The sequence below is a fragment of the Microcoleus sp. A6-C6 genome (assembly GCF_036705955.1).
In the GTDB taxonomy this organism is placed as follows: Bacteria; Cyanobacteriota; Cyanobacteriia; order Cyanobacteriales; family Microcoleaceae; genus Microcoleus.
This window is the reverse complement of the sequence record NZ_JAUBVR010000083.1, coordinates 1-23,728: the sequence shown is the minus strand read 5'-3', so window position 1 is coordinate 23,728 and position 23,728 is coordinate 1. Positions and strand designations below refer to the sequence as shown.

General features: G+C 47.0%; 24 protein-coding genes and 1 riboswitch. Of the genes, 14 read left to right on the top strand and 10 right to left on the bottom strand.

Annotated features, from left to right (window positions below):
- Positions 1-419 precede the first annotated feature (419 nt).
- The 4 genes from QUB52_RS24625 to QUB52_RS24610 all read right to left on the bottom strand — a co-directional run bounded on the left by QUB52_RS24625 (position 420) and on the right by QUB52_RS24610 (position 4,494).
- Positions 420-1,130 carry a precorrin-2 C(20)-methyltransferase gene (locus QUB52_RS24625; RefSeq protein ID WP_265238977.1) on the bottom strand — a complete coding sequence of 237 codons (711 nt, stop codon included), beginning with the start codon at positions 1,128-1,130 and terminating at the stop codon, positions 420-422.
- A complete protein-coding gene (locus QUB52_RS24620) occupies positions 1,127-1,756 on the bottom strand; it encodes a precorrin-8X methylmutase (RefSeq protein WP_332974075.1) in 630 nt (209 codons plus the stop codon). Before QUB52_RS24620 ends, QUB52_RS24625 begins: the two co-directional genes overlap by 4 nt.
- A 233-nt stretch (positions 1,757-1,989) precedes the next feature.
- On the bottom strand, positions 1,990-3,435 hold the full coding sequence (cobG, locus tag QUB52_RS24615; protein WP_332974072.1) for a precorrin-3B synthase: 1,446 nt from the start codon (positions 3,433-3,435) through the stop codon (positions 1,990-1,992).
- Between the two features lie 56 nt (positions 3,436-3,491).
- Positions 3,492-3,571: riboswitch (adenosylcobalamin-variant (AdoCbl-variant) riboswitch) on the bottom strand.
- Between the two features lie 230 nt (positions 3,572-3,801).
- On the bottom strand, positions 3,802-4,494 hold the full coding sequence (locus QUB52_RS24610) for a hypothetical protein (RefSeq protein ID WP_332974070.1): 693 nt from the start codon (positions 4,492-4,494) through the stop codon (positions 3,802-3,804).
- A 220-nt stretch (positions 4,495-4,714) separates the two neighbouring features.
- On the opposite strand from QUB52_RS24610, the gene cbiE reads away from it, so the two are divergent.
- Both cbiE and QUB52_RS24600 read left to right on the top strand, forming a co-directional pair.
- Positions 4,715-5,923, top strand: coding sequence for a precorrin-6y C5,15-methyltransferase (decarboxylating) subunit CbiE (gene cbiE, locus QUB52_RS24605; protein ID WP_332974067.1), 1,209 nt, complete (start codon positions 4,715-4,717; stop codon positions 5,921-5,923).
- Between the two features lie 146 nt (positions 5,924-6,069).
- A complete protein-coding gene (locus tag QUB52_RS24600) occupies positions 6,070-6,456 on the top strand; it encodes a DUF433 domain-containing protein (RefSeq protein WP_265238972.1) in 387 nt (128 codons plus the stop codon).
- A gap of 45 nt (positions 6,457-6,501) precedes the next feature.
- Here QUB52_RS24600 and QUB52_RS24595 read toward each other — a convergent pair whose 3' ends face one another.
- The 4 genes from QUB52_RS24595 to QUB52_RS24580 are packed head-to-tail and all read right to left on the bottom strand — an operon-like array spanning position 6,502 to position 10,921.
- A complete protein-coding gene (locus QUB52_RS24595; RefSeq protein WP_265238971.1) occupies positions 6,502-6,855 on the bottom strand; it encodes a XisI protein in 354 nt (117 codons plus the stop codon).
- On the bottom strand, positions 6,830-7,216 hold the full coding sequence (locus tag QUB52_RS24590; RefSeq protein ID WP_265238970.1) for a type II toxin-antitoxin system VapC family toxin: 387 nt from the start codon (positions 7,214-7,216) through the stop codon (positions 6,830-6,832). The genes QUB52_RS24595 and QUB52_RS24590 overlap by 26 nt, the downstream gene beginning before the upstream one ends.
- Positions 7,213-7,440 carry a type II toxin-antitoxin system VapB family antitoxin gene (vapB, locus tag QUB52_RS24585; protein WP_265238969.1) on the bottom strand — a complete coding sequence of 76 codons (228 nt, stop codon included), beginning with the start codon at positions 7,438-7,440 and terminating at the stop codon, positions 7,213-7,215. Before vapB ends, QUB52_RS24590 begins: the two co-directional genes overlap by 4 nt.
- 46 nt (positions 7,441-7,486) lie before the next feature.
- A complete protein-coding gene (locus QUB52_RS24580) occupies positions 7,487-10,921 on the bottom strand; it encodes a class I SAM-dependent DNA methyltransferase (RefSeq protein WP_332974065.1) in 3,435 nt (1,144 codons plus the stop codon).
- A gap of 270 nt (positions 10,922-11,191) precedes the next feature.
- Here QUB52_RS24580 and QUB52_RS24575 point away from each other — a divergent pair, with 270 nt between their 5' ends.
- The 4 genes from QUB52_RS24575 (at position 11,192) to QUB52_RS24560 (ending at position 12,967) form a co-directional block, all read left to right on the top strand.
- Entirely contained in the window at positions 11,192-11,395 is a 204-nt protein-coding gene (locus QUB52_RS24575) for a type II toxin-antitoxin system HicB family antitoxin (RefSeq protein ID WP_106148859.1), read from the top strand.
- Complete coding sequence (locus QUB52_RS24570; RefSeq protein WP_332970499.1) at positions 11,392-11,610, top strand: type II toxin-antitoxin system HicA family toxin; 219 nt, start codon at positions 11,392-11,394, stop codon at positions 11,608-11,610. Before QUB52_RS24575 ends, QUB52_RS24570 begins: the two co-directional genes overlap by 4 nt.
- Positions 11,611-11,882: 272 nt before the next feature.
- Positions 11,883-12,287, top strand: a complete 405-nt coding sequence (locus tag QUB52_RS24565) for a RusA family crossover junction endodeoxyribonuclease (RefSeq protein WP_332970498.1) — start codon at positions 11,883-11,885, stop codon at positions 12,285-12,287.
- Complete coding sequence (locus tag QUB52_RS24560; protein WP_332974063.1) at positions 12,284-12,967, top strand: hypothetical protein; 684 nt, start codon at positions 12,284-12,286, stop codon at positions 12,965-12,967. The genes QUB52_RS24565 and QUB52_RS24560 overlap by 4 nt, the downstream gene beginning before the upstream one ends.
- A gap of 97 nt (positions 12,968-13,064) precedes the next feature.
- Here the strand turns inward: QUB52_RS24560 and cphA are convergent, their stop codons facing one another.
- Both cphA and QUB52_RS24550 read right to left on the bottom strand, forming a co-directional pair.
- Positions 13,065-15,788 (bottom strand): cyanophycin synthetase, encoded by a 2,724-nt coding sequence (cphA, locus tag QUB52_RS24555; RefSeq protein WP_332970496.1) that lies wholly within the window; start codon positions 15,786-15,788, stop codon positions 13,065-13,067.
- 472 nt (positions 15,789-16,260) lie between these two features.
- Positions 16,261-17,154: a cyanophycinase gene (locus tag QUB52_RS24550; RefSeq protein ID WP_265238963.1), complete on the bottom strand. Its 894-nt coding sequence runs from the start codon at positions 17,152-17,154 to the stop codon at positions 16,261-16,263.
- Between the two features lie 329 nt (positions 17,155-17,483).
- Between QUB52_RS24550 and trmD the strand changes: the two genes are divergently transcribed.
- The 8 genes from trmD (at position 17,484) to larB (ending at position 23,463) form a co-directional block, all read left to right on the top strand.
- Positions 17,484-18,158 carry a tRNA (guanosine(37)-N1)-methyltransferase TrmD gene (gene trmD / locus QUB52_RS24545; RefSeq protein WP_265238962.1) on the top strand — a complete coding sequence of 225 codons (675 nt, stop codon included), beginning with the start codon at positions 17,484-17,486 and terminating at the stop codon, positions 18,156-18,158.
- Between the two features lie 162 nt (positions 18,159-18,320).
- Positions 18,321-18,887: a zeta toxin family protein gene (locus tag QUB52_RS24540; protein WP_265238961.1), complete on the top strand. Its 567-nt coding sequence runs from the start codon at positions 18,321-18,323 to the stop codon at positions 18,885-18,887.
- Between the two features lies 1 nt (position 18,888).
- Positions 18,889-19,068 carry a hypothetical protein gene (locus tag QUB52_RS24535; RefSeq protein WP_265238960.1) on the top strand — a complete coding sequence of 60 codons (180 nt, stop codon included), beginning with the start codon at positions 18,889-18,891 and terminating at the stop codon, positions 19,066-19,068.
- Between the two features lie 93 nt (positions 19,069-19,161).
- A complete protein-coding gene (gene ispF, locus QUB52_RS24530) occupies positions 19,162-19,641 on the top strand; it encodes a 2-C-methyl-D-erythritol 2,4-cyclodiphosphate synthase (protein ID WP_265238959.1) in 480 nt (159 codons plus the stop codon).
- 68 nt (positions 19,642-19,709) lie between these two features.
- Positions 19,710-20,258: a hypothetical protein gene (locus tag QUB52_RS24525; RefSeq protein ID WP_332974060.1), complete on the top strand. Its 549-nt coding sequence runs from the start codon at positions 19,710-19,712 to the stop codon at positions 20,256-20,258.
- On the top strand, positions 20,236-20,658 hold the full coding sequence (locus QUB52_RS24520; protein ID WP_332974059.1) for a hypothetical protein: 423 nt from the start codon (positions 20,236-20,238) through the stop codon (positions 20,656-20,658). Before QUB52_RS24525 ends, QUB52_RS24520 begins: the two co-directional genes overlap by 23 nt.
- 178 nt (positions 20,659-20,836) lie before the next feature.
- Positions 20,837-22,609: an ABC transporter substrate-binding protein gene (locus QUB52_RS24515; RefSeq protein WP_265238956.1), complete on the top strand. Its 1,773-nt coding sequence runs from the start codon at positions 20,837-20,839 to the stop codon at positions 22,607-22,609.
- 74 nt (positions 22,610-22,683) lie between these two features.
- Entirely contained in the window at positions 22,684-23,463 is a 780-nt protein-coding gene (gene larB, locus QUB52_RS24510; RefSeq protein ID WP_332974058.1) for a nickel pincer cofactor biosynthesis protein LarB, read from the top strand.
- Positions 23,464-23,728: the final 265 nt, after the last annotated feature.

The following is a 23,728-nucleotide window of genomic DNA, read 5'->3' as shown; positions in this document are numbered from 1 at the left end:
GACCCAGTTGCAAAACTGCGACCACAGATTGGCGCTTTCGCGCTGCTGTAAGGTTGCTGTCATTGTTTTATGATTGCGTTATGTATTTTTCAATGTTCGTGACGGCTTTGTGTTCCGCCATGTAATAAACATAAAGCATATTCTCAGCTTTGTAAAGAGATGTAACAACAGTTTAACTGATGGGAGATATAAGCTTGAGCTATAACTATCGTAAATTGTGGAAAAAAGGCAAAGAATTGACACAAAAAGGATAAGCCTGGAAGTGTGCCGCTTTCAGGCACGGGATAGTCAGTTGATTTGAGGTGAGAGATGAGAGATTTTAGATTGACTGCACAGATAAATCTGGCCGATATCTCTCATTTGTAAACTTTGTTTGAGATCCATAACTCCTGTCTTGAAGCAAGTATCCGTCTGTGAGCTCAAGATACAGACTTTTGCTGGCTGGGTATCATCACCAGTGCCCAATAGGGAACCTCTGCCGGATCGACATCTGCGATCGCCCGAATTCGCTGATTCGGCATAGTTGCGCGTTCTATATATAGTGCGCGATCGAACTGTCCCAACTCAATCAGCACATCCCGGACTTTCGCAAAGTGCCTCCCCAGCTTAATAATCACAGCAGCATCAACCAGCGCCAGCCGATCGCGCAAAATATCCGCATCCAGCGTCGCAGGCATAATACTTAACACATCGTTACGATAAGTCAGCGGCACTCCCAGCGCACTCGCACTCGCCATAGTCGAAGAAATTCCCGGCACAACTTCGGTAGTAAACTTTCCCGACAAGCGGTTAAACAAATACATAAACGAGCCGTAGAGAAAAGGTTCGCCCTCGCACAAAACCGCCACATCCCGGCCCTCGGTGAGGTGGGCGGCAATTTTCTCGGCTGCAATATCATAATAAGGTTGAGACGATCGCGTGGGACTAAAAGGCAGCGGCATCGGAATCTCAATTTGTTCTGGACGCAAATAATCTGCGACGATCGCCCGCGCCAGCACCTTACCATTTTCCATCGCCGGATACGCAATCACCGGCACCGATTGCAAAATCCGATAAGCTTTCAATGTAATCAATTCCGGATCGCCAGGGCCGATACCCAATCCGTACAATTTACCAGTAGTCTTAGTCATAGTTCGTCCTCTTGAGCTAACGCATTCACGGCCGCCGTTGCCATTGCACTGCCACCTCGGCGCCCGTGTAGCGCGATAAATGGCACTCCCCGACTGTTGGCAGCGAGTTCGGCTTTGGATTCAGCCGCCCCCACAAATCCTACCGGGAAACCCAGAATTAACGCTGGTTTGGGAGCTCCCGCATCTAGCATTTCCAGCAGTCGGAATAAAGCAGTCGGGGCATTGCCGATCGCGACAACTGCACCATCTAACTTATCTAGCCATAAATCGAGTGCTGCTGCCGATCGAGTATTGCCGATTTGGCGCGCCAACTCCGGGACATCGGGATGCCAGAGGGTGCAAATCACTGGATTGTCGGCGGGGAGACGTTTGCGAGTGATGCCTTCGGCTATCATTCGGGCGTCGCACAGAATCGGCGCGCCTGCTGCGAGGGCTTTGCGCCCGTGGGTGGCGGCATCGGGGGAAGCTGCTAAGTCTGTAACGATGTCGATCATTCCGCAACTGTGAATTAGTCGCACGGCGACTGTTTCTAAGTCTGCTGGTAGGCTTGACAAGTCTGCTTCGGCGCGGATTGTGGCGAAGGATTTTGTGTAGATTTCTGTTCCGTCTCGGATGTAGTCAATCATTAAAATAATTGGGAATTGGGAATTGGGAATTGGGAATTGGGAATTGGGCATTGGGCATTGGGCATTGGGCATTAAAAGACTGTACTTAACTTTATTTGAAATTGTTATTATGGGTAGTTTGTTTGATTGATGAAATAGCTTTTTAAATGAACCGCAAAGGCGCTAAGGGCGCGAAGTAAGAAAGAGAAGGGGAGATGATTACAATTTTTCGGTTTTAATGGATATTTTTTGTTTTAATTCTGATTTTCTGGGCTAAGTAATTTCTGCAATTTGTCGATCGCCCATCGATCGCAAAATTCGCCAAATGACTCCCGATGTTCTCGCAACTGCTGATATACTCGAAGCATTTGCTCGATCGCGCGGGGCATCTCGGTGACAGTCACAGCGGGGAAGATTTGCCGTCCAAAGGGCAAGTCTTTTTTACCTACATAAATGTTGTAACCTGCGATCGTCTGGTTTCCCTGCTCAATCTGAATTCCTATTAGGGTGATGTCTATTGGCTGGTGTTGGGCGCAGGATTTTTCGCAGCCGCTGAAATGGATGTTGATCGATCGGTTGATCGTCAGTTTTTGCGCTAAATCCCTCGCCATTTCTAGGGCGTGACTTTGAGTATCTGTCGCCGCCGACGCGCAGCCGCTGCTACCGGCGCAAGCAACTAAGCAGGAATCTAGGTTAGTTGCGGATGAGTGCAATCCTAAATCGGCGATTTGCTGTTTGACCTCAGAAACTTGGGAGTTGGGGATGTCGGAAATCACCAGATTTTGCCACGGTGTAAGCCTCAGAGTGCCGTTGGCGAGATTTTTGGCTAAGTTTGCCAAATTCCGCAGTTGCTTTGATTCTAGCTTGCCTAAAGGCAGGGCAATGCCGATGTAGGAGAAATCCGACTGTTGCTGACGGTGGATGCCGAGATTGGCGTTAGGTTCGATCGCTCTTTCTGAAAGTTCGATCGCGCTTCGCCTCAAGGGAAACGGCAATTTTGTCTCTACTTTTTCGAGATAACTTTCAACGCCCCAATCGGCTAGCAAGTGCCGCAAGCGCGGTTTTTTGCCCTCAATTCGCGGCCGATTTTTGGTGTATTCCAGATAGACATTAGCGAGGGCTGCTAATACTGAAATAGTTTGCGATTGTTCGAGAATAATTGCTGTATTGCTGTTTAAATGTAGGCGGAAAACTATTTCATAATTTGTCGGAATGCTTTCTGCTACTAATAAAATATCGTTCCGTAAATTGCGGATTGAGACTAATTCCCCGCCATCAAAACCAATGCTGAATTTAGCGGAAAGTTCCGATAACTCAGGATGAGTTTGCAGGTAATCATCCCAAGCTTTCACTAGGGGGCGAGTATCGAGTAACTGCTGTCTGTCGATTCCTGCTGTTGGGCTTGCCATCATATTACGAATCGGGTCAACTTCAACGCGGCGAGACGCTAATCCCAATTCCTGCAAATCTTGCCAAACTTCTGGGGGAATTTCTGAGTGCAATTCTCTAATTTGCAAATTTGCGCGATTTGTGATTTGCAAACAGCCGGTACTGTAGCGATCGACTAAATTGGCGATCGACCAACATTGTTGTACGCTTAAAATTCCCCCCGGAATCCGCATCCTCGATAATATTCCGTCGCGGGCGCGAGAACCGGAGAATAGGCCCGGACAAGTCGGTAAATCAGTCAAAACTAACAAATAATCTCCTTCCCCGTGCGACGCAGGGAACCTACAAGTAAACGCGCAAAACGCGCCCCGAAATCGGCATTCTGACTCTCACAGTTGCGGCACAGCGCCGGAATTGCACCGGACTTTCCCGCTTTCAGGTTTAAGAAATGTATCACAAGTCGATCGCCCGCAGCGAAAATTCTCAACTTTCTTAACAAATGCCCGCTAATTTTGTATAGTTTTCAGAGGAATAGCGAGAAACAGACTTTTTTACAAAAATATAAAGGTTGCAGACCGCAGATTCGCTAAAAAACCCGGTTTCTTTGGTTAAAGTGCATCCAGGACTCAGTTAAATTGATTCGCTGGCCCAGATTCATACCAATGCAACGATACTTGTTATTTTATGGTTAATTTGGCTTGGCTAGTGCGATCGCCCATTGCCCCAGTAATAGTAACAGTTCCCGGTCGCAGCGCTTGAAATGTGCCCGCTGATTGCGTTTGAGCAAGCAACGGCTCCAGATTGGGAGATTTGCTGGGTGCACCAGGTATCGGTTGCTGATAGTCTGTAGTCGAAAATCGGAAATAAGTTACTGGCGGAAGCAATCTCCCCTTTGAATCGGAGACAAACATTTTAAAGGTAATGCGATCGCCCACGCGGACGGTTGCAACTTCTGGTAGAATCCGAAGTGTCCAATCAGGCGGGTAAACAATACCGGACATAGAGAGTGTTTCTTCTCCACCTTTTTTTGCGAAGACGGAAAACTCTCCCGGCGCAATACCAGTCACAATTCCCTTTGAGGAAACTTTGACGATTCCTGCATTGTCAGACGACCACACCCACTGTTTCTCGGACTGCGTATTTCGTACATTACACCCTGAAGGGTCGTCGGTACTCGCGATTTTTAGCTTAGTCGTTTGACCCACAATTAAAGGATTTACTTCCGAAGAATCGTAGTAAAGGCAAGGGGGACCGTCAACTAGACGTAGAAATGCTCGGTTCTCCCATACCGTAATACCTGTGAATCCGAATAACAGAACAATCGCAGTTACGCAGCCGAACCCGATTACTTCGTTCTCTTTTTTCTTCATATTTAATATTGGTTTTTTTTGTATCTATTGATGAACTTGGCTTTGAGTATGTTGTCGCAAGCTGCGTGAAGCGAAGCTATCCCGTAGGGAATCGCCCAAACATCGAGTCGCAAAAAGTAGCAGAAAGACTGGGAATGAGGCAAGTAGAAGCAAGAATTATGAATAAAAATCCCATATTATTCTTGAGAATTGATAAGTTGTAATTAACAGTAAAAACTCAATGGACAAATGGCTTTCGGTGGTGGGGATTGGCGAAGACGGACTTTTGGGATTGAGCCCGATCGCCCTTTCCCTACTCGATCAATCTAAAATCGTTGTCGGGGGCGCGCGCCACCTCGCAATGCTACCAACAGACGACACCCGCGAAAAATTAATTTGGGCTTCACCACTACAAACAACAGTTGACAGCATCATCAGCCGTCGAGGAGAGTCTGTTTGCGTGCTCGCAAGTGGCGATCCGATGTGTCACGGGATTGGTGTCACGCTGTCGCGCCAAATTCCGATCGCCGAAATGACAATAATTCCCGCAGCATCGGCTTTTAGTCTGATTTGCGCGCGTTTGGGTTGGGCGCTGGCGGATGTTGAGACTTTTAGTTTAACAAATCGCCCGATCGCCTCGATCGCCCTTGCTTTCTATCCCGGTGCACGCTTGCTGGTGTTGAGTGCCGATCGACACACACCGGGAAAAGTCGCCGAATTGTTGACACAGCGGGGTTTTGGCAGCAGTTTGATGACTGTGTTCGAGCGGATGGGGTCGGAGGCGGAACGGCGGATCGAGGGGGTTGCAGCGGCTTGGAATGTGGCGGATTTGGCGGATTTGAACGCGATCGCCATTGCAGTTACAGCCGATCGCGAAACTCTGCTGCTTCCCCGCACTTCGGGTTTACCGGATTCTGCCTATCGCCACGATGGACAGTTGACTAAACGGGAGGTTCGAGCCGTTACTCTGTCTGCGTTAGCGCCGATTCCGGGGGAGTTGCTGTGGGATGTGGGCGCTGGCTGCGGCTCGATCGCGATTGAGTGGATGCGGTGTCATCGGAGTTGTCGGGCGATCGCGATCGAGCGTCATCCAACTAGACTGGAATATATTGCCGAAAATGCCTCTAATTTGGGTGTTCCCGAACTCAAAATCGTGGCGGGAGACGCACCGGCTGCTTTGGCAAATTTGCCGCCACCGGATGCTATTTTCATCGGCGGCGGTGTCACTGCTGAGGCTTTGTTAGAAACTTGTTGGAATGCTTTAGGTGAAGGCGGCCGTTTGGTGGTAAATGCGGTGACTGTTGAAAGCGAATTAAAGGTTTTGCAATGGCATTCTTTGCACGGCGGCGAATTGATCAGAATTGGGATTCAGCGCGCTGGGGCGATCGGTTCTTTTGTGGGTTGGAAACCGCTAGCACCGATTACTCAGTGGGTGGTAGTTAAGGGGTAATATCAATTCTGATTTGGATCGGAATTATTTAACCACAGAGTACGCAGAGAACACAGAGGAAGAGATGAGAGAGATGAATCATGATAGGTGTCTTCTGTCCACTATGCTAATATGAAAGTTAGTTTACATTGTTTTATGAGGTCGTCATGACCAGTTCGCTATCTTCTACAAGCATTTCTCGCTATGTCACCCGCAATCCTGAAGTTTTGCAGGGGGAACCGATTATTGCAGACACTCAAGTTACTGTACGGGATATTGTGGTGTTTTGGAAATCGGGAATAAAGCCTGAAGAAATCCCACAGAAGTTACTTCAACTCGTGACGGCTGCTCAAGTTTTTGATGCGATTAGTTTTTATCTGGATAATCAGCTAGAAATTGACGATCGGATTGCTTGGTATGAGGCGCGTCCGATGTTGAATGTTTCACCTCTTTTGAGATGTAATCCGTTGCTAAATGAAGTCACGAAATATGTTGAAGCATATCGCCGCGATCGAAATTCCGATATCGATTTTCCTGAGTCTGAAGCCCTATGACTCAATATATTATCGATACCGAAAATTTAATGGAGAGGCAATTTCCTATGCAACTCCATACCCTGTATACTCTCGCGCATAGGGAGGCTGAACTCCTAACACGATCTCTTCTTTGGAAATCCCCATTTGTACTAATTTATCAGCCAAACTTCGATCGGTTTGATTGCGCTGAATCCAAATTTTTCCATCCTTGATATCTAAGTGAATGAAGCAGTTATAAATACGGTGATGTTCATTCCATCCTAAATCGATAACCAGATAGCGATCGCGTTCTTTGTCAAAAACAAATTCTACTTCTATCTGACCATTAATTGGCGGGTCTTCACCCGATTCGATCAGTAACTTTTCGATGCACTGGCGATAATAATCTAGTTTATTCCCAGAGTTTTTGAACAGCATAAGCATCAAACATTTCATCACGGCTGACTAAAACTAAAGAATGATTAATGGATTGAGCAATTAAAATGCGATCGAATGGATCGCGATGATGGAATGGTAGGTTGCGAACCTGTACAGTATCCGCAAATGAAATTGGCAGTAACAAGATGCCAGCAGCAGGTAACTGAGCTTCGATGTCTGCATAGTCTGTTTGCAGTTTCAGTTTACCAATGCTGACTTTGATGGCAATTTCCCAAAGACTGGCAATACTCAAATAGACTCTATCGGCGGATTCAATCTGCTCCTTCAAGGTAAGTGATAGGTTAGGAGCATTTTCTGAAAACCAAATAAAAGTGTGAGTATCGAGGAGCAATGCACTCATTCCATATACTCCTGAAAATCCTCTAATGGTACATCAAAGTTATCGGAAAGCGGTAAAACAAATGTGCCTTTCATCATCCCTGCTTGACGTTTCTTTTGAGGAGGATTTACGGCAAACTCGTTAGTTGCATATTTTGCCGCCAAGAATTCTACATAGTGTAGCACTTCCTGTTTCAGGGAATCTGGCAACTTGACCAGGGTTTCTAAGATGGTGGTTTCTAGCATTAGATAACCTCTTGATGGATAAGCTCATGATAACAAGTGCAACGCCCTAAACTTCTGCAAGATGCCAGAAAGTCACGCCACCTTCATCGTGACTGAGCAAAATTCCCAAATCTTCCAAGCTTTCCAAACAGTCGAGAATGACTTTTTGTTTGCGATTTGCTGCTTTGAAATGGGAGGTGACTTGGGTAGCAGTCCATTCGCCGCTTTGGGTGCCCAATAAGTCGCGGATGGCGGAAAGTTGCTCTTTGAGGGTTTTGGGAAAGGGTTGTTGTTCGGTGGGAATAATCGCGGTTTCGGTTTCGGTGGTGATACCTTCGAGAGTTGGTTGTACATAGGTTTCGCCGGGAGATTGGTAGTCGGGGCGCAGCCAGCGAATGTGTCCGTTGCGTTCTTCTTCGGCGCGTTGGGCGTTGAGGGTGACGAGGTTTTCGAGGATTTGGTCGTCGGTGAGGGTGGATTCCCAACCGTAGGCGGCAAATACGGCGGTATCGAGTTCGTCGTGGATTTGTTTGAGGGTGGAGACTAGGGCTTTTTGGTTGAAGGCTTTGTCTTTGTCGTTGAGGGGTTCGCCTTTGCGGAGTTGTTCGAGGAGGTTGTACATCCCGGTGATGGTGACTTCGGGGTTAGCGGTTTGGACTCGTTTGCGGTGGCTGTCGAGGCGTTCTCCGAGTTCGCGGATGGTTTGTTTTTGGGTTTCGGTTGGGTCGGGGAATGGGAAGGGGTCGAAGCATCGAGTTTTGTTGTAACGCGGTCTATCTTCTAATGTTCCGCCTGCTACTACTGCCCACACAACATGAATTCGACTCGAAAGAACTCCCAAGAAATAAGCATCATCAAGGGCGATCGCAATCAACATATTATCAGGTAAAACATTTCGATCTAAAAATACGAATACTCGATGTTTCGCTGTTTCTACTGTAGCCATGTAACGCTGTAGTGCCTTTAGTGCTGGTCGAATTTCAGTTCTGGGACGACCAAATATCCACCAGTTTTCTCGGAGGCTCTTATCACGGTTAGTATCTCGTTCAGGTTTAACTTTATCTAACACCCATTGGAATGCTTTTGGATATAGTTCTTGAGCTTGATCAGCTTTTAGACCAAATAAATCAATGACGCGCACATTGCGAGAACGTTGCATAAAGTCTCGTCCATTGATGTATGAGAAAAGAACTTCAGACTCAATCTCTTTAAAGTCAGATTGCTCAACAATAAACCCCGAACTAAATAGCATAACACCTCGACTGGAGATCCTATCATTAGCCAGAAGCGGTTGAGATTGAGTTAAATCAGCACCAGCTTGAAGGTTACTAAAAATTAGCCCTACCTTCTGCAACTGCACTTCTACTTGCTCTGCTGAGTCTTCGGGTGTCTCTCCTTCACACTCAGCAACTACTGTACCAAGTTCGGCAATCCTTACAGGCTTTTTGAGGTCATCTAATTCACCTGCTGTAATTGCAATTCTGACTGCTGCACCTCCATCAATCCAAGGGTGATCGGGAATAGCAAAAATTAATCTGGTTGGACTCTTCTGTGCAAAATGAAAATCAATAACTTTCCGCTGCCGAACTTGGCGAATACTGTTTGTGGTAATAAATCCAAATCGCTCAACTTGACTCAATCGAACCAATTCCGCTGCTTTGTGCCACCAGTACATTACAAAATCAACAGTATCCGGCACATCCTTATAAACTTTCCTCAACGTTTCTGCATACCCATCCCCTAACATCTCCCGCATCCTCGCATTTCCAATAAACGGCGGATTCGACACAATATAATCCGCCTCCGGCCACACCGTAGCCCTCGGATTCAAATACCGATAAATCGTTACTTGATCTGTCGGATCGGGAATATCCTCACCAGTCACCGGACTTTTCATCATCCGTCCCCCCCAGCGAGTCCGTACCTTCCCCGCCGCATCGACATCAGGTTCTACCCCGTCATAGGCCAACACCGCATCCCCGTGTTCAATATTCTTGTACTCCCGCAACACAGGTTCGATCGGCGGAAGATCCCCAAATCGCCGAAAATGCCACTGCAAATAGCCAATCCAAATCACCAAATCTGCGATCGCCGCCGCCCTAGGATTAATCTCAATCCCCAAAAACTGACTCGGATTCACCTGATTAATATCCAACCGCAACTGCGCCGCGCCTGTGACATCCTCCAAACGCCGCAACACCTCCGACTCCAACCCTTTTAATAAATCCAACGTCACATACAAAAAATTCCCCGATCCGCACGCCGGATCGAGAATTTTCACCTGTTGTAACTCCGTCAGAAATGCTTCTAAAACTGCGATCGCCTTTTTTTGCTGATTTGCAGTCGGTTCCGCTTCCCCCGCGTTGAGCAACTGTTTAACCTCCGCTTGTACCGCAATCCAGCGATCGCCCAAAGGCTCCATCACTACAGGTTTTACCAAGCGTTCCACATACGATCGCGGCGTATAATGCGCCCCCAACTTACTTCTTTCCCGCGTATCCAGCGCCCTCTCCAACAACGTCCCAAAAATCGCCGGTTCCACATTACACCAATCCCGCTTCGCCGCCTGCAACAACACCTGCAACTGCGCCTTTGTCAACGCAAACGCCGTAGAATCCGCAAACAATCCGCCATTAAACCGCAACAACTTGCCATGAAAACCAAAAATCGTCCCCTCATTCATCGCTTCCCACAGCGCCTCTACCTCCGGTTTAAACGTCTTAGGGTTGAGAATCCATCGCGTTTCTAGCGCCTTCGTAAACAGATGTTCCTTCAGCAACCCGACATCCTCAGCAAACATAGTAAAAATACAGCGCATCAAAAACTGCGCGACTTGCTGCGGATACTCCTTTTGGGAGTCGCTGGCGCGATCGACATTCGCCTCCATTCCCTTCGCCAACTCTGCCAAATCTGCCGCCACTTCCCGCGTCACCCGCGCCGCAATCTTCTCCGGGTTGCGCTGCTGCGGATTGCTGAAAATATCCACAAATAAATCGAAAACATCCGCTTTTCGGAGTTCCGTCAATCCAATTTCTCGCCGCGCCCCATAGCCGCCATAGTCGCCGCTAAAGCCCATCCACAACTCAAAATGATCGCCAATATCGCAAGTTAACAAAAACGGCGGTTTGCTGCTGAGACTGCGCGTATAGGCAACTGCTTGCACAAAGGCTTTCTCCATTTCTCGCAAATAGGTATTGGTTCCTCGCTTTGCAGTTCCCTTTTTACCCGTGGTTCCGCCCTGTTTTGCTTCTATTAAAAAATGCTCTGCTTTGTGAAAGTCGATAAACCCCGGAGTGACTTTCCCGCTGGGGTGAAAAATTTTGACATCTTTATCAAAGCAGTAGGGATCGTTGGGAATTCTGCCTTTATCGATCGGGCGATCGACTCCCAGCGCATCGGACATTTCCGCAAAAAATAGCTGGTAGTTTGCCCGTTCGTTACCGCTAGAACCGTCCCAGCGTGTGATGAATGTTTCGACTCTGGTGCGATCGGCTTCATTCATTTTTCAACCCTGCTGCTTGCTTTTTCCTTATTCTATAGTTAGATTGGTTCGGATTGGCGATCGATCTGGCGATTTTGCTTGATAGCAAGCGCCAAGGCGGTTAGGACGCTTTAGTATTGATATTTGCTATAATATGTTTGACGATATTCCTAGATACAAGCGGAGTCAAAAACCCGGCTTCTGCCTTAAAGTCGATCGTTCACAACGAAGATTTTGCGTAGCAACCGGGTTTTTATGGCTTTAGTGCTTGAAAAATACCTCAATAAATATATGAAAATTAGAGCGATCGTACATCCCGCAGAAGAAGGTGGCTATTGGGCAGAAGTTCCAGGGCTTCCCGGCTGCATAACTGAAGGAGACACGATAGAAGAAGTAATAATTAATTTAAAAGATGCGATTGAAGGTTGGCTCGAAGTTGCTAATAGTCGTGAAGCAATTGCCTCCACAGATCGAGTTGTGGAAATTGCTGTATGAAATCTATTTCGGGGAAGCGACTTTGTAAAATAGTAGAGCAGAAAGGTTGGGTTTTGAAAAGAGTTACCGGCAGTCATCATATCTATGAAAACCCGGAACTAGAACAAATTTTGTCAATTCCTGTTCACCGAAATCAAGATTTGAAAGTTGGAACCTTGAGAGCATTAATGAAAATAGCTCAGCTATCTGAGGAAGATTTACAAAGTTTTTCTTAAGTATAAGCTATTCTGCATTTAAATTGCATATTCGACGCGGGCTCGCGTGCCCACCCCACTCATTGTTTGATTGATTATTGACACACAATTTAAATGCGGAACTGCTTAGCACAATACGGTTCACTTAATTCAACGTAGGGTGCGTCGCCAAAAACAACTCTCGCCCCACAATGCCAGATTAAACGAGCGACGCACCCTACAACTGGCACCGATTACTCAGTGGGCGACAGTTAAGATGTAAAATAATCCCCAGTCTTCTATTTAGAAACACTTTGGCGAGATTTGAGTTCATAGTAGATGGCCCACCAGTATCACAACAAGCTCGTAGGCGAGATCGTCTTAAAGCTTGGAAAATCACGGTGAGGCAAGAGGCAGAAAAATACTGGTCTTCGGAGCAGAAAACAGCTACTGGCCTAGTTATGCTCCAGATAACTTATTTCTACGATTCTGTTAAAATCGATGTGGACAATATAGTAAAGCCAATTCAAGATGCAATTATCGGGCGACGCTATGTCGATGACGATCAAGTAACTGATGTCCTAGCCCGCAAGAGGAATTTATCAGGTAACTTTAAAGTAGAAAATATGACCTCAATTCTGGCGGAAGGATTTGCCCGTGGTAATGAATTCTTGCACATTGTCGTAATTGATGCTCCTGATCAAGAGGTACTGACATGATCGCAACCGCAACTGCAAACATAGAAAGAGAGCGACTGCTAAAACTAGCAGAGGAGTATCGTGAGAAAGGTTATGAAATTTCATTTCATCCAAACTCTGAAGATTTACCGGACTTCCTTAAAAGCTATCGCCCGGATCTGATAGTGCGCCGGGGCGAAGAGTCGGTGGTTATTGTAGTCAAGTCACGCGCTTCACTCAACTCACCCTCTAGTACATATCTACGCAATTTAGCCCAAGCAGTAGCAGAAAATCCTGGTTGGAGGTTTGAGTTAGTGATGACTAACTCGGAGGATGCAGTCGAGGTTCCCAAAGCTGAGGATTCTTTTCAAGAACATGAAATAGAGTTGGGTTTACAAGTTGCCAAGCAACTTGTCACACAACATTTAGAGTCAGCAATGCTATATTCTTGGTCTTTAGTTGAGGCAACTTTGAGGATTGTTGCCCAGAAAGAAGAGCTAAGTTTGCAAAGATTATATCCGCTGTATTTAGTGAAACAACTGACGGTAGAGGGCGTAATTTCTAAATCTGAGTATCAGTTATTAATGAATGCGCTTTCTTTGCGGAATGCTATTGCTCACGGGTTTAAAACTACACAACTTACGCAAAAATCTGTATGCGAACTGATTGAACTGGCCGAAAAATTATTGAAAGATTTGCATACTGGCGATGGAGCAGGCTAAAATTTTAAAAAGCACAAAAACTACGTAATTCCTCAAACAAATAGGTTGGGTTTAACACAAGTCAACCCAACCTATTAATTCAATGAAAATTTACAGTTTAGCCTTGATTTACCACTGTCGGTTTTAAACTATTCTGCGATTCAGAAACCCGATCGACAATAGCAGCATTTACCACAGATTCCTGAATCGGCTTCCGCGCTTCAATCAAAGTCAGAGCTTTGGTGACGCCTTCCGGTAAAATCACCACCAAACTGCCCTTCGGCGCTTCATCTAAAGCCTTGTTAACAGCAATTGTTTCGTCGAGAATCAACTCGTATTGAACTTTGGATTGATCTGGGGTGCGTGCAGCGATCGCCTCGGCAATGCCCTGACAAATCAACTTAGCCACGACACCGGGTTCTCGGCCACGTCTGTCAATATCTTCTTTGACAATAATACGATCAAACATATCGGCCGAAAGTTTGCCCAGGGTGACAAAATCTTCATCTCGTCTATCCCCTGGCGCACCAACTACCCCGATCCGCATTCCCTGCCAATTCAGCACGAAACTGCCCAAAGCTTTGTAGCTGTGCGGGTTGTGGGCGTAGTCCAGCAAAGCGTGATAGCTGCCCAAATTAAACAAATTCATCCGTCCGGGAGTTTGACCGACGGATGCTTGAAAGCTTGACAAAGCCGATCGAATATCCTCTATTTTCACTCCTTGGGCAAAAGCCGCCAAACAAGCCGCTAAAGCATTAGCAATCATAAACGGCGCGCGCCCGCCCATCGTCAGCGGCACATTCACAGCCTGCTCAATTCTCAGTGTCCAATCGCCTTTTAAGATTGACAAATACCCATTTTCGTAAATCGCAGACAGCCCGCCCGCTGCGGTGTGTTTGGCAACCAGTTCGTTGTCCGGGTTCATCGAAAAATATGCAATTTGAGCCTTGACACGCTGCGCCATATGTGATACCAGCGGGTCGTCTGCATTCAAAACTGCATAGCCTTTGGGCATTACTGACTCGACGAGGACGCTCTTGAGCTTGGCTAGTTGTTCCACGGTTTCGATATCGCCGATGCCCAAGTGATCGGCTGCGACGTTCAAAACAACGCCCACATCGCACTGATCGAAGCCCAAGCCCGATCGCAAAATTCCACCTCTAGCCGTTTCCAGCACCGCCACTTCCACCGTCGGATCGGACAAAATCAACTGAGCACTCTGCGGCCCAGTATTATCTCCGCTATTGACCAAATATTCACCGATGTAAGTGCCGTCGGTAGTCGTGTAACCGGTAATTTGACCCGTTTGCTTGACAATGTGGGCCAGCAGGCGAGTGGTTGTAGTTTTGCCGTTGGTTCCAGTTACCGCTAAAATCGGCACCCGGCTGGGTTGAGGCGATGGGAAAAGCATATCGAAGACTGCGCCGGCGACGTTGCGGGGCAAACCCTGACTCGGCGCGACGTGCATTCTGAAACCCGGTGCGGCGTTGACTTCGACGATGACGCTGTTCGTATCGCGCAGGGGTTGGGAAATGTCGGATGTTACTACGTCAATGCCGGCGATGTCCAAACCGATGATTTTGGCGACTCTGGAAAACAGCCAGACGTTTTCGGGGTGGATTTCGTCGGTGCGATCGACTGCAATGCCACCGGTGCTCAAATTTGCTGTCGCGCGCAAAAATACTCTTTCGCCGGCGGGCACTACGGAGTCCATCGCGTATCCTTGTTTTTGCAGCAAATCGAGGGTCAATTTGTCGATCGTGATCCGGGTGAGCACGTTGTCGTGTCCGTCTCCCCGCTGTGGATCGCGGTTCACTTCTTCAACGAGCTGTTCTACTGTAGACTTGCCGTTACCCACGACGTTAGCGGGGACTCGTTCTGCTACTGCTACGACTTGCCCGTTGACGACTAATACTCTGTGGTCGCGGCCGGTGTAATAGCGCTCAACAATCACATTTTTGGTTTTCGATGCTGCGCTGGCTAAGTCGTAGGCTTCTTCTGCTACTTCCCAGGAGTTGATGTCGATCGTAATTCCGCGTCCGTGGTTGCCATCTAGGGGTTTAAGGACGATCGGAAAACCGCCGACATCTTCGATCGCCGCGCGCAGTTCATCCAAATAATTAATCACCGTCCCTCTGGGAACCGGCACGCCGGCAGCACCGAGGATATTTTTAGTACCTTCCTTATCGCAGGCTAGTTCTACCCCCAAAACTCCCGTGCGGTTGCTCAGAGTTGCCTGAATCCGCTTTTGGTGTACCCCGTAGCCTAGTTGAATCATAAACCGGGCGCTCAAGGGTATCCAGGGAATACCGCGAGCTTCTGCTTCCTTAATCAGTGTTTCCGTGCTCGGCCCAAGGGCAGCCGACAAAGCAAACTCTCTGAGATCTCTTAAATCTTGGACTAATTCTGCGGCTGGATAAGAGCCAGTATCGGCAATGCTCTGGCACATCCGCACACCGGCGCGGGTAGCATAGCGACCTGCTTGTTCGTTTTGATACTCGATTACTACTTGGTAAGTGCCTGGTGTGGCAGTCTCGCGGGTGCGACCGAAGCCGACCGGCATTCCTGCCATTTGCTGAAGTTCTAGGGCTACGTGTTCGATGACGTGTCCCATCATTGTGCCTTCTCTGACACGTTGCAGGAAGCCTCCCCGATGGCCGGGAGAACAGTAATGGTCGTCCAAACTCGGCAGCGCGGCAATCAACCCTTCGTAGAATCCAGGAATTTGCGCTGTGGTTTTATCTGCCAACTCTTCTAAATCCAGACGCATGAGGACAAGTTTGTGGCGTCTGATGCTCCAGTAGTTGGGGCCGCGTAACGTCTGAATTTTAAGTATTTTCATGACAGTAAGAGGGGTATGGGTCGCTAAATCTTATAGGTAATTGGAGCATTTATTCAATTTGGATCTAGATTGCTCGATCGACTGTTCGCTGCGAACAGTTTGGCATTGAATTTCCAGTTATGGGCCGCCAGTCTATTTGAGATTTGAGATTTGAGATTTGAGATTTATTCTACAGATCAACCTGGAAGCTTGAATTTTGATCTAAAATCTTGGGTTCTCCACATTCATAGCGTCGGGGCTTGTACCCGTTTTTGGACTGGCCAGTGTTGAAAATTTATGGCTGAGAGATCGGCTAAACAGAAGTACAAGTCAATGGCAGCAATAAACTAGAAGTCAGAAGGTAGAATCTTCTGTGATTCTACCTTCTGGCGTCAGCCTGTGGCTGGTTCGGAATATATCCTTTCGTCGTATCCATTATTCGGCCGGAATGCCGCATAATTTCTCCCGAATCAATGACTCTAATGTTCTGCGTTTAGTTAGCTGTGCGGCATTCCACAGGCCATCCCGACTCGGAACAGGCTGCCGATGGCATTGGTTTGCCTAGGGGCATATTGTAGCAATCTCCGTGACACAGAACGTGCAAGCGCATATTGAACAGACTTAAGGGTTCTGTCGCTCCTACTAGGGCTTCGTTGGTATAAAAATTTTCCCTAGAATCAACAATAGTCACAGTGCCTTTACCTAGAACTTTCATAGTATCATCTCCCTCAAACAAAGCGCAGGTGTCTTCATCAATACCAATAGCAAGGCGATCGGGATGGCAAGCCACAGCCGACAGCAAGCGAGCCATGCGGTTGCGGTTGTGAAAATGCTGGTCTACGATGATCTCAGGAATAATGTTCAGTCCGTTTGCCATGTCTACTAAAGAACGGTTCGGCGGGGCGCCACTGCCGCCGCCTGCAATCATGTGATATCCCATCACCGCAGCACCTGCGCTGGTGCCGGCGAGGGTAATCTTGCCCGAAAGAGCATATTCGCGAATTTTCTCCATCAGCGGGGTGTCAGCCAGCAGCCCACAGAGTCGCAGTTGGTCGCCACCTGTGATAAATACGCCTGTACAGTCTTCTAAATAATCTTTCCAGACTGGGTTTTCGCCTTGTTCGCGTTCGCGGATGTCAATGACTTTGACGGCGCTAACGCCCATTTCATCAAATATGGTGCGGTAGCGGTTGCTAATTCCTTCGGGATCTCGCGAGGCGCAGGGGACGATCGCCAGCCGAGCGTTTGCACCCCCAGCACGGCAAAAAAAGGTATTCAGAATCTCTCGCCCGTGAACTTTGTCTTCGGCCCCCCCGATGACCATAATCGAGGTTTTTGTGCGCTGGGCAATATTGTGTTCTAGGGCTTGAGATGTCAACTGCTGCATGGTGTGTCTTCCTCTGTGAGATGTGAAATTTAATTTTGCCGTGGCTGTGGGTACAATGGGGCTTTTTAAGAGTGAATATTTTTTTGGTGCGGGGTAGGACTATCCCGCAGTCGTTTGGGGTGAGTTTACTCGCATCGGCTGTCCTGAGAACAGATTTCTGAGAACAGATGATCTTTATACAAAACTAGCCCGTAAACAAAGGAAGAGAATTTAACTTACAAAAATTCTCAGAAATTATAAGAAATTATAAAAAATAAAGCAATTACTGAAAACCGATCTACCTCTAAGGGTCAAACTAGAGGGTGATGTGTCAATAAATTCCAATTATTGTGCGATTTGACGTTGTTACCCTATTTCCAGACTTTTTCCTGGCTCCCCTAGCATCGGGACTGATGGGCAAAGCCTTAGCTAAAAAGATTGCTGAGGTAAATTTTGTCAATCCCCGCCATTTTACCACAGACAAGCACCAGCGAGTCGATGACGAGCCTTACGGGGGTGGAGTGGGGATGCTGATGAAGCCGGAACCGATTTTTGCGGCGGTGGAGTCGCTGCCGATTTTGCCGAGGCGGGAGGTGATTTTGCTGACTCCGCAAGGGGAACCGATGCAGCAGCCGATGTTTCGGGAATTCGCGACGGAATGCGATCAGTTAGTGTTGATTTGCGGACATTATGAGGGTGTGGACGATCGAGTGCTGCATTTGGTCACTCGCGAGGTGTCTCTGGGCGATTTTGTGCTCACGGGGGGCGAAATTCCCGCTTTGGCCTTGATTAATGGGGTTTTGCGATTGCTGCGGGGAACTGTAGCAAAGGAAGATTCCCTGAAGTTTGAGAGTTTTGAAGACGGGCTTTTGGATTATCCGCAGTACACTAGGCCGGCGGATTTTCGGGGATTGAAGGTGCCCGATGTGTTGCTGTCTGGGAATCACGCCCAAATTGCTCGCTGGCGCAAGGAACAGCAAATTGCCAGAACTCGCCAAAGGCGGCCGGATTTGCTAGCGGATTAATTAACTAAAGTTAGGATCGCAAATTAAATAATTTACACAAGTTTGTGGGATGGGCGTCCCGCCCGTCCAGAAAGAACGGGCGGGACGCCCATCCCACAAGAACAATAAAGATTGTAAGTTATTTAATTTTCATTCTTTAGTGTAAATTTAACTGTTGAATGTATGCCGAATCTTTACATAATTGGCGGCGCTAACGGTTCCGGGAAAACCACAGCATCAATGAGTTTATTGCCCAACTTTCTGGACTGTTTTGAATATATCAATGCTGATGCGATCGCGGCGGCACTTTCACCATTCAATCAAGAGTCCGTAGCCATTACCGCCGGACGCATCATGCTAGAAAGACTGCAAACTCTGTCTAATTCTGGAACTGATTTTGCCTTTGAGACTACTCTGGCGGCCCGCAGCTTTGCAGCTTTTCTCAGAAGTTGTAAAACAAAAGATTATACAATTAACTTAATTTACTTTTGGTTGCGATCGCCAGAACTAGCCATAGCAAGAGTAGCCCGACGGGTAGCTAGCGGCGGTCATTCTATCCCAGAAGATGTCATCCGCCGTCGCTATGACAGAGGACTGCGAAATTTGATTGCTCTGTATTTGCCACTGTGCGACAATTGGATTATCTATGACAACTCTCACGAAACTGCTCAGTTAGTGGCAGAAGGGAGTATCGAGGAAGAACAGATAATCTATAATGTTGAAAGCTGGAATCAAATAACTCAAAAATAAAATGAAACAATCAAAACCCAGACAACTTTTATCTACAAAAATTAATGTTGGACTGAAATCGGCAGTTGCCGCAGCTATAGAAAGACACCGCAAATTAGGTGAATCTATTGCTGTTTGGCAAGATGGGAAAGTAGTAATTTTAACGGCCGATCGCATTCCTCCAATATCTGCCCAAAAGTAAAACAAGTCGATCGCCCAAAAAACTCGCTGATCGCCAGACAAACTGTGCAATAATTTCCTACTGTCTGCGTTCCCCAAACATCTACTTTTTGACATGAACATCCGCATTGGTAACGGCTACGACATTCACTGCTTAGTTCCAGAACGCCCTCTGATCCTCGGTGGCGTACACATTCCCCACGAATTAGGCTTATTAGGACACAGCGACGCTGACGCGCTCACCCACGCGATCATGGACGCGATGCTGGGAGCTCTCAGTTTAGGAGATATCGGGCTTTATTTCCCGCCAACTGACCCGAAATGGAAAGGTGCAGACAGTCTAGTGTTGCTGGCACAAGTCAATCAGTTAATATTAGATAAAGGGTGGGAAATTGGCAATATTGATTCGGTGGTGGTGGCCGAACGTCCGAAGCTGAAACCGCATATTGAGCAAATGCGCGATCGGCTTTCTGGTGTTTTACAATTAAAACCCGACCAAATTGGCATCAAAGCTACTACTAACGAAAAGTTAGGCCCCGTGGGGAGAGAGGAAGGAATTGCAGCCTATGCTGTAGTTTTGCTGGGCCAAAAATAGAACTCTATCATCTAAAATTGACTGTGGAGTCAATTGTTTAATCCAAAATCGCTAGGAAGCCTGAAATCATGGACACTGACAACTGGGAGTTACAATTTCCTGTAGACGCGGATGTGATCGCGTTGGATAAGGACGATCGCATAGTGGTGCTAATCGAGGTTAAAATTATTCAAGCTGAAGAACCAGCGGCGAAACAGAAAATTGTCGATCGCGCGATCGATTGGCTGAAAGCTGTATTAGCTAACCTGTCTAAAAAAAACGCGATCGTTCCCTATGCTATGTTTATTGACGCGGAAAAAATTTTGATTTTCAAATGGGATGGCGTGAATTTATCAGAACCTGTTTGCACTCTCAATACTGGTGAAATATGTCGCTATTATATGCCTACGTTTGGCAGTAAATGGCTCTCTGAACTTACCCTTGGCGGGCTGATAGAAACGTGGCTGCATGACTTAGATTATAACTGGAAATCAAAGATTTCGCCAGCATCGGAGCAGATAGCAGCCATCGGTTTGCTGCCATTACTCGCAGGTGAAACAACAAAATCAGGAGTGGAATTAGGTGGCAATTATATATATCGAGACCAACTTTCTGATGAGTATTGCTACAGGGCGTGAGGCTGAAGCAATTATGTTGCTTAGAGATTTGTCTTCCTCAGTTCAGTTAGTCATACCCAGCGTTTGTTATAGGTCGGCTTGGTCAGCTTTCGAGGACGAGTTGAAGCGACACAACTCTTTTAAGGAACAGCTAAGTCGTCAAATTAGTGAAACAAAGCGAGATGTTACCTCTCAAAAAGTCGCATCTCTATCTTTTTACCTAGAAGAGTCATTACTTTACTATCTAGAACGAATAGATGAACTTGAATTGCGGTTGCGAGAAGCAATTTCTCTGATGTCAGAAAATGCAGAAATGATTGTACTAAATCCAGAGATTATTCAATCGAGTTTAAACACAGCTATCATCAAAAAAGACCCAACAGACAATTTGATTCTACACTGTATCCTTAGTCATGCCTGATCGCATTCTACAGAAAGCAAAGTATTTCTCAGCGGTAACGTCAAAGAATTTGGTCTGTCGAAAGTTCGAGATGCTTTGCAGGAAGTCGGGATAACTAAGTATTTTTCGCGCACTGAAGACTTTCTGGGTTGGCTACAATCTCAGTCATAATTGCACGCAGGTGGTAAACTAAATTCTTATGAAAAATTTCCCTATTTTACATTCAAAGCGCCGCTGGCTGGCTGTTTTGCTAGCTCTAATTGCCACTATCAGTCTGTCTGCTTGTACTCCGGTGCGATCGACTTTAGCAAACAGACTCATCGTTCCCACCCCCAGCGGCCCGTCTACCTTCAATTACCCGCTAAATCAATCTGCATATAGCGTTTTTGGCTATATGTACGAGGGATTGCTCAACGAAAACGGCTTGACATCGAAGCTAGAACCTGGTTTAGCAGAGTCCTGGGAAGTTTCTAAAGATGGCAAAAAGATTGTCTTCACCCTGCGAGATGGCTTGAAATGGTCTGACGGCGAAGCGATGACAACTGATGACATTATCTTCACCTATGAAAAAATTTATTTCAATGATAAAATTCCTAGCGGATTGAAAGATACTCTGAGGGTTGGTATAAGCCGTCAATTGCCCAAACTCAAAAAAATTGACAGCCGCCGCGTTGAATTTTCAGTGGCAGAACCTTTTGCTCCTTTTGTTAGATTTGCTGGGGGAATACCAATTTTACCAGCTCATATTTTGCAGGAATATGCCACCAATACAGAGGCTGACGGTAAGCCTAAATACCTGTCTGCTTGGGGCACGGATACTGACCCCAAAAAAATTGTCGGTAACGGCCAATACCGAATGTTGAGCTATACTCCCAACCAGCGCGTTGTTTTGGAACGAAATCCATATTTTTGGCGCAAAGATACAGAAGGTAACAGTCAGCCTTATATCCAGCAAATTGTCTGGCAAATTATCGAAAATACGGATAATCAATTGCTAAATTTTCGATCGGGCGATTTGGATACTCTGGACGTGCAGCCGGAGGTGTTCCCGCTGCTGAAACGGGAGGAAAAACGTGGCAAATATACGGTGTTTAATGGCGGCCCAGATACTGGCAGCGTGTTTATGTGTTTCAATCTGAATAAGGGGCGCAATCCTCAAAATCAGCCGTTTGTAGACCCGGTTAAGTCTCGCTGGTTCGCGAGTAAGGAGTTTCGGCAGGCCGTAGCCTATGGCATCAACCGCGACGCCATGACTAACAATATCTATCGCGGACTTGGCGCGCCGCTGCATTCCCCAATTCCGGCGCAAAGCCCGTTTTACTTGTCTCCAGAACAGGGATTGAAAACTTACAGTTACGACCCGCAGAAATCGAAAGAGTTACTGTTAAGTGCAGGATTCAATTATAATAGTAACGGCGAATTGTTGGATACTGAGGGTAACAAAGTGCGCTTTACTTTGTTGATGGCTGCTGGTAAAAAAGCGCGGGAGCAAATGGGAACGCAAATTAAACAAGATTTGGGTAAACTGGGGATGCAAATTGACACGCAGTTTCTGAGTTTTAACACTTATGTCGAAAAGCTGCGTTTGACTAAAAATTGGGATACTTACCTCGGCGGTTTTACGGGAGGGCTGGAACCCCACAGCGGCTACAATATTTGGTCTGTTAAGGGGACTTTACACAGTTTCAACCAGGGCCCGTTAGGGACAGAACCGCCGATTAAGGGTTGGGAAGTGGCGGAGTGGGAGCAGAAAATTGATGACCTTTATGTGAAGGCTTCTCAGGAGCTTGACGAGGCGAAGCGCAAGGAGCTTTATGGGGAGACGCAGCGGATTATAGCGGAACAAGTGCCTTTTATTTATATGGTGAATCCGCTGACTTTTGAGGCGGTGCGCGATCGCGTATCCGGAATTCGCTATAGTGCGATCGGCGGTGCTTTCTGGAATTTGTATGAACTAAAAATTGCCGAATAGTCAGTTGTCAGTTGTCATTGGTCATTAGTCATTGGTCATTAGTCAGTAGTCATTGGTCATTAGTAAATTAATTCATGGAACCTGAAATTTTACAGAAGTTACTCGAATCCGTGGCGGCCGGCGATGTTAGCCCGATCGCAGCTTTGGACAAATTAAAGCATTTTGACTTTCAACAAGTCGGTGATTTTGCCAAAATTGACCATCACCGCACCTTAAGAACTGGTTTTCCTGAAGTCATCTTGGGCCCAGGGAAAACACCAGACCAAATTGTCGAAATTATCGAGGCGATGCGCGGGCGAAATCCTGTGGTGATGGCGACGCGAATTGAACCGTTCGTTTTCGAGCAATTGCAGCAAAAAATACCCGATTTGTGCTACTACCAAAAAGCTCGAATTTGTGCAATTTCTGCTAATTCCCCAACTTGGCAGCATCCGGGTACTGTGACTATCATCAGTGCGGGAACAGCGGATTTGCCTGTGGCGGAAGAAGCGGCAGTTACGGCGGAACTTTGCGGTTTTCAGGTGCGGCGTTTGTGGGACGTGGGAGTTGCTGGAATTCACCGCTTGTTGAATAATCGGCACGTGATTGATGATGCTGATGTGTTGATTACGGTTGCTGGTATGGAAGGTGCTTTGCCGAGTGTGGTTGCGGGTTTAGCGGATTGTCCGGTGATTGCGGTGCCGACAAGTGTTGGTTACGGCGCGAGTTTTGGCGGGATTGCTCCTCTTTTAACTATGCTTAATTCTTGTGCCACTGGTGTGGGTGTGGTGAATATTGATAACGGATTTGGGGCGGCGATTTTAGCTTGCCAAATCTTGAGAAGCGCTGGGCGAGTGGGAAGAATGGGAAAATGAGAGAATGGGAGAATGGGAAAGGAGGAATAGTTTTGAGGTAAGGATTCAGGTCAAGAATAGTTGAGAGTCCAGAAATCTGGTAGTCAGATGAGGGAAGAACAAGAGTCAGCAGCACTGAAAATCAAAATAGTTGAGCAGTGGAGCCATGAGGAACTGGTCAAAATCGTTGGGAGTCCAGAAATATGGTAAGGGACTCGCGGAAAAATAAAATACCAGTCAAAATGGGATAATCGTGATATCCCATTTTGGTAAAGTTTCAGAACGT